Origin of the sequence: Rhodococcus sp. WS3, from assembly GCF_003797085.1 — a bacterium.
In the GTDB taxonomy this organism is placed as follows: domain Bacteria; phylum Actinomycetota; class Actinomycetes; order Mycobacteriales; family Mycobacteriaceae; genus Rhodococcus_F; species Rhodococcus_F globerula.
Genome location: NZ_RKMA01000005.1, coordinates 295,659 through 308,796, shown reverse-complemented (window position 1 = coordinate 308,796; position 13,138 = coordinate 295,659). Strand labels below are relative to the sequence as shown.

At 60.2% G+C, this 13,138-nt stretch carries 12 protein-coding genes and 3 pseudogenes; 4 read left to right on the top strand and 11 right to left on the bottom strand.

Annotation, left to right across the window (positions count from 1 at the left end; translation table 11 throughout):
* Positions 1–489: 489 nt before the first annotated feature.
* Together EEB13_RS30925 and EEB13_RS30920 are read right to left on the bottom strand one after the other, a co-directional pair.
* Positions 490–1,497, bottom strand: coding sequence for an LLM class flavin-dependent oxidoreductase (locus tag EEB13_RS30925; protein ID WP_116104480.1), 1,008 nt, complete (start codon positions 1,495–1,497; stop codon positions 490–492).
* Complete coding sequence (locus EEB13_RS30920; protein ID WP_141486997.1) at positions 1,494–2,861, bottom strand: MFS transporter; 1,368 nt, start codon at positions 2,859–2,861, stop codon at positions 1,494–1,496. The genes EEB13_RS30925 and EEB13_RS30920 overlap by 4 nt, the downstream gene beginning before the upstream one ends.
* An 87-nt stretch (positions 2,862–2,948) precedes the next feature.
* Between EEB13_RS30920 and EEB13_RS30915 the strand changes: the two genes are divergently transcribed.
* Positions 2,949–3,293, top strand: a complete 345-nt coding sequence (locus EEB13_RS30915) for an ArsR/SmtB family transcription factor (RefSeq protein WP_141486996.1) — start codon at positions 2,949–2,951, stop codon at positions 3,291–3,293.
* 471 nt (positions 3,294–3,764) lie between these two features.
* On the opposite strand, the gene EEB13_RS30910 is transcribed toward EEB13_RS30915, so the two are convergent.
* On the bottom strand, positions 3,765–4,715 hold the full coding sequence (locus EEB13_RS30910) for a zinc-binding dehydrogenase (protein WP_141486995.1): 951 nt from the start codon (positions 4,713–4,715) through the stop codon (positions 3,765–3,767).
* Between the two features lie 49 nt (positions 4,716–4,764).
* Between EEB13_RS30910 and EEB13_RS31845 the strand changes: the two genes are divergently transcribed.
* Entirely contained in the window at positions 4,765–4,947 is a 183-nt protein-coding gene (locus tag EEB13_RS31845) for a TetR/AcrR family transcriptional regulator (protein ID WP_261984695.1), read from the top strand.
* A gap of 706 nt (positions 4,948–5,653) precedes the next feature.
* On the opposite strand, the gene EEB13_RS30900 is transcribed toward EEB13_RS31845, so the two are convergent.
* Both EEB13_RS30900 and EEB13_RS32365 read right to left on the bottom strand, forming a co-directional pair.
* Positions 5,654–5,935 carry a hypothetical protein gene (locus EEB13_RS30900; RefSeq protein WP_261984694.1) on the bottom strand — a complete coding sequence of 94 codons (282 nt, stop codon included), beginning with the start codon at positions 5,933–5,935 and terminating at the stop codon, positions 5,654–5,656.
* A 1,773-nt stretch (positions 5,936–7,708) separates the two neighbouring features.
* Positions 7,709–7,972 (bottom strand): cyclic-phosphate processing receiver domain-containing protein, encoded by a 264-nt coding sequence (locus EEB13_RS32365; protein WP_141486994.1) that lies wholly within the window; start codon positions 7,970–7,972, stop codon positions 7,709–7,711.
* An 813-nt stretch (positions 7,973–8,785) separates the two neighbouring features.
* On the opposite strand from EEB13_RS32365, the pseudogene EEB13_RS32275 reads away from it, so the two are divergent.
* Positions 8,786–9,165, top strand: a pseudogene (locus EEB13_RS32275) (transposase); the annotation flags it as partial.
* A 108-nt stretch (positions 9,166–9,273) separates the two neighbouring features.
* Here EEB13_RS32275 and EEB13_RS30885 read toward each other — a convergent pair.
* From EEB13_RS30885 to EEB13_RS30875, 5 genes and pseudogenes are all read right to left on the bottom strand, one after another.
* Positions 9,274–9,817 (bottom strand): annotated as a pseudogene (locus tag EEB13_RS30885) (DDE-type integrase/transposase/recombinase); the annotation flags it as partial.
* 51 nt (positions 9,818–9,868) lie between these two features.
* Positions 9,869–10,240 (bottom strand): IS110 family transposase, encoded by a 372-nt coding sequence (locus tag EEB13_RS32270; protein WP_261984693.1) that lies wholly within the window; start codon positions 10,238–10,240, stop codon positions 9,869–9,871.
* Positions 10,225–10,602, bottom strand: a complete 378-nt coding sequence (locus EEB13_RS32265) for a hypothetical protein (protein WP_261984692.1) — start codon at positions 10,600–10,602, stop codon at positions 10,225–10,227. Before EEB13_RS32265 ends, EEB13_RS32270 begins: the two co-directional genes overlap by 16 nt.
* Positions 10,542–10,871, bottom strand: a complete 330-nt coding sequence (locus tag EEB13_RS32570; protein WP_353805969.1) for an IS110 family transposase — start codon at positions 10,869–10,871, stop codon at positions 10,542–10,544. The genes EEB13_RS32265 and EEB13_RS32570 overlap by 61 nt, the downstream gene beginning before the upstream one ends.
* Before the next feature lie 485 nt (positions 10,872–11,356).
* A complete protein-coding gene (locus EEB13_RS30875; RefSeq protein WP_141486993.1) occupies positions 11,357–11,548 on the bottom strand; it encodes a hypothetical protein in 192 nt (63 codons plus the stop codon).
* 131 nt (positions 11,549–11,679) lie between these two features.
* Here EEB13_RS30875 and EEB13_RS30870 point away from each other — a divergent pair.
* A pseudogene (locus tag EEB13_RS30870) lies at positions 11,680–12,356 on the top strand (IS256 family transposase); the annotation flags it as partial.
* Between the two features lie 77 nt (positions 12,357–12,433).
* Here the strand turns inward: EEB13_RS30870 and EEB13_RS32565 are convergent.
* Complete coding sequence (locus EEB13_RS32565) at positions 12,434–12,946, bottom strand: DDE-type integrase/transposase/recombinase (RefSeq protein ID WP_410055795.1); 513 nt, start codon at positions 12,944–12,946, stop codon at positions 12,434–12,436.
* Positions 12,947–13,138: the final 192 nt, after the last annotated feature.

The following is a 13,138-nucleotide window of genomic DNA, read 5'->3' as shown; positions in this document are numbered from 1 at the left end:
CTCTCGTCGAGAACCGCATCAAGGCGCGTCGGGCATACGGGCCGTCGAACACGGATGACATGGGCGTGACAGGACAGCGCCAGCTCGGCTCCTGTCGGAATCCGGCGACCATGCCTGCGCCAGCACGCACACCCTGTTGGCCATGCGCGGCCCTGTCCGTCTGTCGCCAGGCCTTCGTCGGCAGTGTTCCGAGTCCGTGTCGCTCGGCCAGTCGCGACGCCGGATCAAATCTGCCAGAAGATTGTGGTTCGCAAACGCCGCGACGATCACCCGGCGGGTGAGGAATAACCACACCTCGGATATGTTCCTTCGTTCTGAGTTGGACCGGGCCTTAGACAAGCCCAATCGTCCGTTGCTCATTTATGCCGCCACACCGTTCCCAAGCCCGCCCGGGAACTACATCGAGATCGCTTCGGACGGTTTCCGCGAAGACATCTCCATGCACAGCATCCGACTGATCCGCTGTGTTCAGTCCTGTCGGCCTCCATATCAGGAGAGCGCGGGCACGACGTATGTAGCGATGTTGTCCATCAGACGTAGGTTTTCGGCCGTCCCGAGCAGGTTCGGAATCGTGACCAGCAAGGTGTCCGCTGCCCTGACTGCATCATCCTCAGTCAACTCCGCCGCAATCGCGTCCGGTCGTCCGACGTAGCTCTTCCCGAAGCGGGACACCACACCACCGAGAATTCCAACATGTTCCTGCGAACCGTTTGCCCCGAACAGATCCCGGTCACGCATAGAGACGATGGGTAGAACACTTCGGGTGACGGCAACACGCGGCGTGCCCGCGTGCCCGGCGTGCTTCCACGCTTCGCGAAACGTATGAATCTGTTCGGCTTGTAGTTGTGCGAACGGTTCCCCACTGTCCTCCGACAACAGCGTGCTGCTCAGCAGGTTCATCCCGTGCATTCCTGCCCACTGCGCGCTCTGTCTCGTCGCCGATCCCCACCAGATTCGTTGTGGCAGAGTCTCCGATCTCGGCTCGATCGGAAGAAGGGCACTGCTTCCCGTTTGTTCCGGGTCGCTCCTCGCCATCGGTACACCCGCAATCGCCTCGCGGAACCGAAAAGTGTTTTGTTGCGCCATATCACTCACCGATTCATTGTCGGACGGGCGAAAACCGAATGCCTCGTATCCGCGCAACGCCGGCTCCTGCGACCCCCTGCTGAGCCCGAGTTGCAGTCGGCCACCGCTGATGAGATCTGCCGCTCCGGCGAGCTCCGCCATGATCAATGGATTCTCATATCGCATGTCCACGACAGCTGTGCCGAGTTCGATTCGCATCGTTCGCGCTCCCATCGCGGACAGCAACGACCACGGTGCGGCGAATTGCCGTTGATAGTGGTGTACACGAATCCAGGCACCATCGAAGCCGAGTTCTTCTGCGCCGACAGCGATATCGATGGCTTGCGTCAACGCCTCGCGTGCTGTTCGAGCCCGTGATCCAGGCACATTCTGGTAATGACCGAACGACAAAAAACCCAGGTTCTTGGTCATTTTCCCGACCCCCGCTCGGTGACGACAACACGATCTTCTGCGACAACGACACCCGCTGATGCACTCGCCGGCAACTGCTTGGTTCTGCGGCGCATCGTGATCACGACAAATCCGATCAAAAGCGTCAGGATCGAGGCCACCAGGATCACCACGTGAAATGCGCTCGCGTAGGCATCTGCGTGACCAGCTGCACCAGCAGCCACCGACCCGGCCACACCACTGTCACCGAGCTTCATGACCAGCACTGCGCTCATCGCCGCGCCGAATGCCGCGACAGCCACCGCTTCACTGCCCAGCCTGAGAAAGTTGAGGACTCCCGCTGCGGCTGCGGCGTTCTCCGGCGGGACAGATGCGAGCGCCTCGCCGTCGACCAATCCGAGCGGCAACCCCCACCCGAATCCGAGCAGCAGCATCGGAATCGTAAGCAGAGCTACCGGCTGATCGGGCGACAGCAGGAAGAACAACACACCACCGAGAACCAACATGACCAGAGAAGCCGTGATGATCTCGGCGGATGTCACCCGACGTGTCCTGGCGACGAGGAAACCCGCCAGCATAGGACCGATCAGGACCGGGAGCGTGAGCGGCAACATGACCACACCGGCACCGGCCGAACCGATTCCGTGCACGGCGCTCAAGGCGACGGGAAGGTAGGTGAGCACCGATACGAATGCGACCGACCCTGCCACCGGCACGAGCACAAGGGCGAGAAATCGCGGATACTTCAAAGGCGCGAGATCGAGAATTTTGCCACGTGAGGTATCGGATCGTGGCAAGGACCCGGGCAGTGTGGTGAATGCGGACGCGACAAGGGCGAGGACAGCAATTGCTGCCGTCACCCCAAATATTCCACGCCAACCCAGGATGGCAGTGAGCAGCCCACTGAAGGTCGGCCCCGCCGCCAACCCCACACCCACGACTGTGCCGAGTAGAGCGAATACCCGGGCCCGTCGTGCGCCGGAATACGTTTGCGACAACATTGTCGTGCCGCCTGTCACAATGGCCCCGGCTCCGATCCCGGCCACCACTCTGGCAGTATCGACCATGATCAGGCTTACGGAGAATGCACTCAGCACCGAGGCCGCGGCGACGATCGCCAGTCCGACGATAAATGTTCGGCGACTACCGAATCGTGCCGCAAGTTGTCCCCACACCAGGGTGGCCACTGTCAGCGCGATGTTGAACCCGTTGACCACTCCTTGCAGGGCCGCTGAGTTCGTTCCCAAATCTTCCGAGATCGCAGGTAGAGCTACCGCTGCCCCGGCGATGCTGATGGGCATGACGAACACGCCGAGCATTACTACCGGGGTCAGAAAGCGCGGTGGAGACAATCGACTTGACTCAGCTGCGACTGTGGACGGCACGAAAACCTCCTAGGTACGAATAATTTCGTACCTAGGAGAACATGCACACAAGGTACGATACAAGTCGTACATGTTGGAGGTGGTCATATGACGGGTGACGCAAACCCGAGAATCGAAGATCTCGACCTGGGCACAATTCTCCGCGCCCTCGCCGATGAACATCGCCGTGCAGTAATCATCGAGCTGGCAGCAGACGGAACCGACCCCGAGCGCACGTGTAACTCGTTCGAGCTAGCCGTGTCCAAACAGACCCAGACGCACCACTTCAAAACTCTGCGCGACGCAGGCTTGATCCACTACGTCGACTACGGAAACCGCAAGGGAATCAGCCTCCGCAGGTCGGACATCACTCAGCGCTTCCCAGGCCTGCTACAACTATTGGCGGCCGAACTCAACGATTCATCGGCCATCGACGAAGCGCAGCAGCAGTAGAATCTAAGTGGCGCAGCAGAATTCGAGCCTCCTAGTAGCGTCGCGACTGAGTGCGGCTACTTCGACATTCTTGTGTTCCTTCTCGATTTCGCGTCCCGGCGGGCACCGACCGACCACCGCCGCGAAAGTTCGCTGGCCATCCACAGCCTGTCGAACATCTCGATAAGGACGGAGTTTCGACACCCGTCGAGTAGATCCATGCTCACACGAACCACAACAACGCGATACGCGTCCTTGGCCTCCAGAGACGTGGAACGCTCGCATCAGGGTTCTCAGCGTTCCATTCACCCGCACGGGCAACGCACTTCCGGACTGCGCGGCGCCCAGCCTGATCGAAACCCTCCGGAGTCTCGACCGTCACGGTGAAAGGTCTCGTCCGTGAATTCGAATCCGGCAACAGCCGGCACCTCAACGAACCTGAGCCAGCCGACTCCGCCGCGGACAACTCAGCGCATCAGTTTGCCCACGCATTCAGGGAGTCAGTACGATTCGACCGAACACCTGCCCGTCGTCCATCCGTTGGTGCGCCTCAGCGGCCCGCTCGAGGGGAAGGACATCATCGACGACCGCGTGAAGTTCACCGCGAGCGGCAGCATCGAAGTACGCGGCGCGCACCCGGTCGCGCGCGGCTGTAGGTACAGTGTCGAGGCTGAATGTACCTACAGAGACGGATCTTTGGAACGACGTCATCAACGTCGTTCCGAAATCCTGAGGAGGTGGTCCACCGACAATTCCGACAAGAACGAGTCGGCCGTTCGGTGCCAACCGCTCGATGAACGTAGGCAATGCCTCACCAGCGACGATATCGATGATCACATCGAAAGCCTCAGGCCCGACACCATTCCCGCCGCGGTCGAGCACATGAGTTGCGCCGAGATCGCGAAGCCGCTCGCTGCGGGCCGGGGACGATGCCGTAACCGTGACCGAGCCCTTCTGGGACGCGAGCTCCACCGCAGCAATACCGATACTTCCCGCCGCGCCGCGCACGAGGACCGACTCCCCTGCCGCGAACCTGGCCTGTTCAAGTGCAAAATGCGCTACGGGAGCGGCGCTTCCGAGAGTCACAGCATCGACGCTGGAGAGTCCGCCGGGAAGGGCAACGACATTCTCGACCTGTGCCAGCGCTAGCTCGACGTAGCCGCCGCCCGGTCCGGTGAATGCCCAGACGCGGCGGCCGATCCAACTCTCCTCGACGCCGGCACCGACCTGCGTAACGACTCCAGCGACCTCACTGCCCGGGATGAATCCCTTTTCGAAACCGTAGCTGTTCAGCGTTCCTCGACGAATGACAGCATCGACACCGCCCACTCCTATTGCCTCGGTTCTGATGAGGACCTGCCCGGCCCGCACTGCCGGCTCAGCCACGTCGATGACCTGCATGCCGTCAGCATTGCCGAATGTCTGGATCGAGATCGCTTTCATGAATCCGACGGTAGTGGACGCACCCGTCCGTTTACGTAAAGTGAGAAGCATGACCGACGGTTTGACTCAGATCCTGCGCGCCGACGCCAAGGAGAACCGCGACCGCATTGTGGAGGTGGCGCGTGAGGTGTTCGCTTCGGATGGCCTCGGCATCTCCATGCGCGAAGTCGCTCGTCGGGCAGAGGTCGGCCCCGCCACCTTGTACCGACGCTTCCCACCAAGAAGGATCTGATTCTCGAAGCGTTCATGGGCGAGTTTCACACCTGCCGCGACATCGTCCGTACCGGATTCGATCACTCCGACGCGTGGCGCGGATTCTGCTATGTGATCGAGCAACTCAGTGAACTCAACGCGCAGAACCGGGGTTTCACCGAGGCCTTCATCTCCGAATACCCTGGTACGGTCGATCTTCTGTCTCATCGAACCGAAACGCTTCGAGCTTTCACCGACCTCGCCCGTCGAGCGAAAGCGCAAGGGGAACTGCGAGATGACTTCGCCGTCGACGACCTCATTCTTGTCCTGACAGCGAATCGGGGACTCTCGACGACGCCGCCGCACGACCGCATTCAGGCAGGTCGACGTTTCGCAGGTAGCAGACGACGAGCCTGTCGAGGAGCAATTTCTTGCCGATCTCCCCACCTTCGCGACTCTCGCTTTGAGCTTGCGGAACAGGTTCGTGCGACGAGCGAAGAAACGGTCCAACCGGTCAGCTCCTCGGATGCCGTCCACCCGGTTCCGGGTCCTGCTCGTGATTCCCTTCCGGCCCTGCGGGCGCCCGGCGCGGTGATCGGGGTGCACCGCTATGCGGAAGTGCCGTCGGCACTGCCGGTGGCACCTCCTTTTGCGGGCGGCACCTCCGACGGCGTCGATTGTGCGGGTGCGGTCGGCGTCGGTTTCGCGGCCGACTTCCCGGCAGTGCCTCCCATAGCGGGCAATGCCTACAGCTCGATGGTCCTAGCGGTGATGGAATTGAGGACCTCGAACACAGCCGGTGTAGGTATCTCCTGGGGGAGCTTCGGCTTGATGTGCTCGTCGAAGAAGGCATCGTGATCGGCCTGGGTGTCCCAGATCTCGGAGACCGTGAGACCGTCGCCCTCGAGAAATGCGTAGTGAGCGACGAACCCCTTCGCCGACTCGAGCTCGTCCAGAGTGACCTCCGCGATCGCCGAATACTGATCGGCAGTCATACCGGGTGCGTGGTGACGAATTACGACAGACATGCTCTTTCTCCTTTCCTGACAGCGTTTCTGACAGCGTTTCTGACAGCGGGTTGGAACCCAACAAGCCCACTGAAAGTCGGGAGAATGATCAAGGCTTGGGCGGGCTTGTTGAGCCTCGGCCCCGGAGTACCCGTAATAGGCGCGCATGAACAGGCAGGGACGTGCAACTCCGCCTGGTTACTGTCGCATCTCGAACACCGCACCGCACTGCCCACGCTCAGCATCGAGAACCTCCGATGGTGAGCGGCGAATAGGGCGCGCCAAAGATACCGACGACATGATCGAGAGCGCGCGTCGGACTCGGTTCGATGAAGAATTGGCCGCGCAAAACAGCCAAAACTAAAGAGCGCCAAAGAAAACCCAAAGTTGATGCCACACAACAACATTCAAAATGCCCAAAAGGAAGCGCCCCCACCCCCGAGCACCAAACACCGGGCCCCAAAACCCCGCCAACACCCAACTCGACGAACACACCACCCCGGAACGTGTCATCTCCCGCAGGTCAAAACCCAAAACAGCGAACCTCACCCCACCCGCCAGCGAGCAACAAGCTCCACCAAGATCCACCACCCGCCCGAGAGCATGTTCGACCTCCGGGATGACGCCGCGCTTTGCGGACTCACGATGCGCCGATCATGTTGATCGTCATGTCGATTCGGTTCGTTATGCGCTCACCGTAGCGATCGCCGCGAACCCGTACCAAAGGGCCCCAGCGCTCGTCTTTGCCCACACCCATCCATCTGGCGGCGTACGTAAGCCGTCGACCCAAAGGTTCATTCCGCAATCCTTTTGACTCCCCCAACTTGCCTATGAGCAAATCTGGCGTGAATCGCCAGACTCAAGTCATGTAAGACTCGACCTCCGAAAGCAGTTCGTCCACCCGAACGGAGGTCGTTCGGCCCAACCAGGAGCATCCTGGGCGGGTTTCGGATTCGATCCCATCGGTTACATAACTGTCGTGGCGGTCCCGGAGCGCGAAGTTTCGCTACAGACGGCCTGCCTACCGGCTCTCACTCGCCGGGGGTGGGCCTTCTCGAACTGCGCATCGCCCGACTCGGTGGTTACGGCTCACCGGCGCGACACGTCCACCTCCCGCGGCGGTGAGCTCTTCCCCGCTACCGCTGTCAGATTGGGACTGTCGTTCTTTGGCGTTATTCTGCGGAAAACCTGGCATGACCACGGCCGCGGACCTACCATCGAGTTGCGGAGATTCACTATGAGGGGAGTGAATCGCGGCGCGGATAGTGGGTCGTCGTGTTGTGTGCTCAGCGCGGATGACAACGAAACCCCCAACCTCATCGCGAGGGCGGGGGTTTCGTGACTACTGGTACGTAAATGGCGAGGCCGTGTTGCTGCCGGTACCGTCTATGGGCCCCTTAGCGAATTGAGCACACAGTTCCGATGGAGGGGTCCAGACCCCGCCGGGTGCGACTCCCATCCCAGCTGGCGGGGTCTGCCTAACTTTTCTGACCCGCCCGCAAGCGGCCAACTTCGCCATAAGATTGGGCGCTTTTGCGCAAGGGTGGGCGGGTTTCGGATTCGATCCCATTGGCTACATAACTGTTGTCGCGATAACGTCGTTAGCAATTCCCGGCGGGGTCTCGACACGAGAGGCCGTCATCCGTGTGGAGAGCCTAGGCGGAACCGTGTGACTGAAGGCTGCTTTGCCTATTCGTCCAGCAACGGCTGTTGACGCCTTCGGGATGTTGACGTGCCGGCTGGTGTCCCGTCCCCGATTCGTCGGGGGCGGGACCTCGAGCAATTCTGCGCGGATTACTTGTGGTACCGGTCGATCATTTTGGTAAACCATTCGACACCTACAGGGTTGATGCAATGCACGTGAATCTCCTGCGGCCACACACTGTTTTCCCGCATCCAGCGAATGACCACGCGTGTGGTGTCCCTACCGCCTAGGTCGTAACCAAGAGAAAGCCGTTCCACCATGCCGAAACACAGTGCGTCGATAGCTCCGGAACTTGTATGTGCCCACACCCATCCATCCGGCGGGGTTCGCGTGTCGTCGACCCAAAGGTTCATTCCACAAATCCGTTTGTCTCGTCGGTTCGGTTTCCGGTGAGTAATTCGGAACTAGATGGCCAGACTCAAGACATGTAAGTCTTGACCTTCGAGAGCATTTCGTCCACTTGGACGGAGGACCAATTGTATTTCACCGAGAGACTTTTGAAGCACCACTGGGCAATCCGCGCAAGCAATTCTGGGTCGCTCACGATACGAGTCAGCTGCCATTTGTACGGATCGTCTTGTTCCGAAATCTGACACGACGGTAAGCACAGGCCTACGGTGGAGGTGCAAGGCCAGACATGCGGAGTCAGCCGGGCGTGGGTCGCCGCGTGTGTGCTCAACTCGTATGCGGGCTCGGGGTTCGTGATTGTTTGACATGGAAAACCACGACGCAGCCGGACCGCAACCATGTCAGCTCATCTGCTGCACCAGGTGCAGGTGCCCTCTCACGCTGGCTAATTGCCTAACCAACGTGTCTCGACGCTCCGAAAGTCGCTGGATAGCGGCGTCGTCCTCTGCGAGCCGGGCGCGGTTAAGCAGAAACTGGCAAGTGTCCAACTGAGTTTTGAGAGTCATCATGACCGTCACTTTCGATCACTGCGTGTAGGTACGCCCTGAACCTTCCAGCAAAAGTGCGATTACACATGGGCCGATTACCTATCATTGCACCCATCTTCTTACCGCCCCGAGATGCCAGATGCCCCAATCTAAATGCGAGGTCAGGGATATTTCGTGGCTACTGGTATATAAGTGGCGAGGCTGAATTGCGGCCGGTACTTTCTGTGCACGCCGGGCTAGGGTTGAGCACACAGCTCCACCGAAGGGCATCACGCACCGCACGACAAGAACCAAGCCCCACCGGAACGGGAATCCACGAATATTCGCAACGGAACCCGGCCGAAAACGGTGTTTGACTTCAGGCGGCCGGGCATGTCCCGATTGAAGTCCCGAGAGATCGGGAAAGGATGTTCGAGCCGTAGATCGCCCGTGAAAGGCCAACGACGACTCAACGGGGTCGACGAGATCGTGTTGTCGTTGTACGCCAAAGGATTAACCACCGGTGAAATCAGTGCTCACTTCGCCGAAATCTTCCCCGCAAGCGGGAGGGTCCCCCAGGCACCTCGGTCTCGAAGGAAACCATCTCGCGGTTCACCGACAAGGTGATCGACGAGATGCAGGACTGGGCTGCCCGGCCGCTCGACGAGGTGAATCGCACCGGCGAGTCCGGAGACTTTGATGTACCCCGAGTTTTCCGGAGTTCGTTTGTTTTACTTCAGGCATTGATGCACCCGAGAAAGGTTCACGATGCCCCGACGTTATCCGCCCGAGTTTCGCCGGAAAGTCCTCGATTTGTTGAAGTCAGGACGCACGGTCGCCGAGGTCGCCTCGGGTTCGGCCGGAGGCACATCGCCGCAGTGCTCGTAGAGCCGTCGGTGGTTGAACCAGTCCACCCACTCCCACGTGGCGATTTCCACATGTTCGACCGTTCGCCACGGCCCGCGGGGTTTGATCAACTCGGTCTTGTAGAGCCCGTTGATAGTTTCGGCGAGCGCATTGTCGTAACTCGACCCGGTAGCCCCGATCGAGGCCTCGATACCGACCTCAATGAGCCTGTCTGTGAACGCAATTGGCGGGGGCACCCCCGCTTGCGGGGGAATATTGCGATCCGCGGTCGTTGTGGTGAATGAGCCCCGACAAATCCGCAATCCCTTCTCTGCGTCGGGTCCAGATTGCGTGCTCGATCGCATCGAGCACCAACGGTGTCGTCATCGTCGTCGCGGTTCGCCACCCGAGGATTCGGCGTGAATATGCGTCGATGACGAACGCGACGTACACCCAACCCGACCATGTCGAAACGTAGACATCCCACGCCAGTGAGGTGTCAAGCACCCTCCGATACCAGTGTCGATTTCACTGTAGGTCGCGGCGCCCAGGCAACGCTGTCGTCCCATCGTTCGTTGTGTTGCAGGCACCACCAGAGCCGCCCGAGGAGTTTGTTGGCGAGATTGCGCAATGCGGCATTGTGGTGGTCGCCGGCAGCTCGCCGCTTGTCGTAATACGCTCTGCACCAGCTGATTTGGTGAGCATCGAGAACGCCCACCAGTGGCAAGCGTCGCCGAGGCGTTTGTTGCGGACTTTGTGCGCCTTGACGTAGTGCGAGCGACCGGAGGCTCGGGTGATCGGCACGGTCCCGGCGAATGCCCGTAAGCCGGATGGGCTGGTGAATCGCTCTGCATCGTCACCGATTTCGGCCAGCACCCGCACTGTCAGCAGGGGTCCCATGCCGGGAGCCGATCGGAGAATCGGCGCCAGCGGATGTGCGTCGAATACCCGGGCAAGTTCCTTTCCAGACTCTCAACAGCGGTGTGCATCGCGGCAATGATCCCGAGCAATCCGGTGACGGCGTGACCGAGAGCGTCCTCGACTTGTTGTGGTTGGTTCAGCGCCGGTGCGTGTAGGTCGGTGGGTATCTGGTCAACCAGCGAGGAATCGTTGCGCCGTCCGGAGCGATGTAAGAGAGCGACCAGACCCCGTCGAGTCAACGCGCGCCCAGCGGTGGGTGCGGGAACCGCACTGAGCACGGTCAATGCAGCCTTGTGTTTCTGGTTCGGGAAGGCCTGCAGTGCAGCGGGATAGAATTCCAAGAACACTTCCCGCCGGCTTGCCTGTGTCTGTCACGGTAGCGGGCGACTGCCCGTGGGTTGATGGGGTACACGGTGAATCCGGCGTCCGCGAGGGCGACGACGAGGAGATTCTTGTCCGTTTCGATGACAACCGGTGTCTCAGTGACGGTGCCACCGTTAGAAGCGATCACGTTCAGTAGTTCGACGAATCCGGCTGCGCCGGTGTCGATTCGTGCCCGGGCGACGATAATTCCGTCCTGATCACGTGCCTCGGCGACTGGCAGGGCCACCGTCTATGGCCAGACCTCGAGCGGGGTCCGTGTCATCACCAGGAGTGGTCACCTTCCAGCAGCTCACTTCCTCAGACTGCACCCGGATCGGTAAAATCTCAGTGGACACCTGCCGATCGCTTTAGGTGACGGACCGAAGTCCGGCAACCCCATTAGGTGAAGTCGGTAACCCACGTGCAGTTCGGTGCGTCGGCGGTGAAATCGCGATCGAGCAGGTCGGGTACCCGCCGACTGTCCTTGCCACCCGGAATCGCGGTTCAGTACTGCCTGCCCCTGACCACCCCGTTGAGCCCTTCCCGCAGTGCCGATCGTGGACCGCAAGTTCCTTGGTGAGGTGGGCGTCGGTGATCGTCCGTGCAGATGGTGCTGCGGTTTTCCAGTTGCGATACGTGCGTGGGGCGACCTGGATTCCTTGTGCGGTGAGCACTCGGCAGATCGACTCGACCCTGAATTCTGTGCACGCAAGTCGTCGACGAACTGGACTATCAGCGGCGGCGCGGGTCGAGTTCCTCGCGAAGAAAATCGATGCCGACTTCTTCAATTTCGTTGGCTTCCTTAAGTTCTCGGTTCTCACGCTCGAGATCTTTGATGCGTTGCTGTTCCGCAGAAGTAGCACCTGAAACTTGGCTGGCATCAACCTGGGCCTGCTTGGCCGAAGATCCGCAGCGATTCGGCACCGATACTGAGTTTCGGGCCTACCACCTGACATGCGGAGTAAACGGACCGATATTCGTCGAGGTGGTCGAGGACCAACCGGACCGCTCGCTCACGCTGCTCGAGCGGGTAACGCTTAGGCAGCATCCTTCACAAAAACGGATGCGGCATCAAACCCGGCACGGTTCACATCGCTGTCGGCGTGGACGTCGCCGTCGACGGAATCAAACACGTTCTCCCCATCTGGGTCCAAGAACACGTAGGCGCGAAGTTCTGGGCCGAAATCTGCACTGAACTGGCCGACCGCGGCGTCAAAGACATCCTCATCGCCTGCACCGACGGCCTGACCGGCTTCGGGGACGCCATCGAAGCCGCGTGGCCGCACACCGTCGTTCAGACGTGCACCGTGCATCTGATCCGGGCGTCGATACGGTTCGTCTCGTACGGTGACCGCAAAGCCGTGGCTGCGGCGCTGAAGTCGATTTACACCGCACCGACCGTCGACGCCGCGAAGCCTCACTGACACAATTCAAGGACTCGGAGTTGGGCCACAAGTACCCGACCGCGGTTCACACCTGGGAGAGCGACTGGGAACAGTTCATCCCGTTCCTTGCCTTTCCGCCCACAATTCGCAAGATCGTCTACACCACGAACGCAATCGAATCACTGAACTACCAACTCCGAAAAATCATCAAAAATCGTGGTCATTTCCCGAATGATCAAGCAGCAGTGAAACTTCTATGGCTCGCGATCTGCAATATCGAAGACAAACGTGCCCGCGAACCAGACCGATTGCGCACGGATCGACTCGCGCCACGCAACTCCAAAGGGTCTGCTGCACGGATAGGTGACATCTGATCTGTGGTGCCGAGAGGTGCCGCTGGAAGGATGTGCACCATGCCCAAGCCCTATCCCCGAGAGTTCCGTGAGGACGTTGTCCGCGTAGCGCGCAGTCGCGAGCCCGGAACGTTGTTGAAGCAGATCGCTGCTGATTTCGGGATCAGCGAATCCTGCCTGACGGGCTGGCTGAAAGTGGCCGATAGCGAGGACGGAATCAAATCAGGAACTACTGGTGAGGACGTGGTCGAGAACCGGGAATTGCGCAAGCGAATCCGGTTGCTCGAGGCCGAGGTCAACGCAGCGACCGCGAGTCGGGATTTCATCCGCGAATCGATGGAGTAGCCGACGATCCGGTTCGAGTGAACGTCCTTGATCGCGCACAGGTAGAGTTTGCCTTCCGCTGTGAGATGTTCGGTAATGTCACTGAGCCACAACCTGTTCGGTCCTTTCGCGGCGAAATTTCGCTTGACGTGGTCATCGTGGACGGCAGGTCCGGGACGGCTACTCGTACCTCGTTTCTTGCCGAACACACTCCACCAACCGTTGTTCGAACAAATCCGCCATGCGGTGCGCTCGGTCATCGTATGGCCTGCGCAGCGGGCTTCGTAGGTCAGCAGCCGGTAGCCGAATTCAGGATCGCCGCGATGGGCGTCGAAGAGTGCGTTGGCTCGGTAGGCCTCGACGAACTCCGAATTGGTCACAGGATTGGCCAGCCAGCGGTAGTACGGCTGTCGAGCGATCTTCAGTACCCGGCACGTCACCGCCACCGGAAT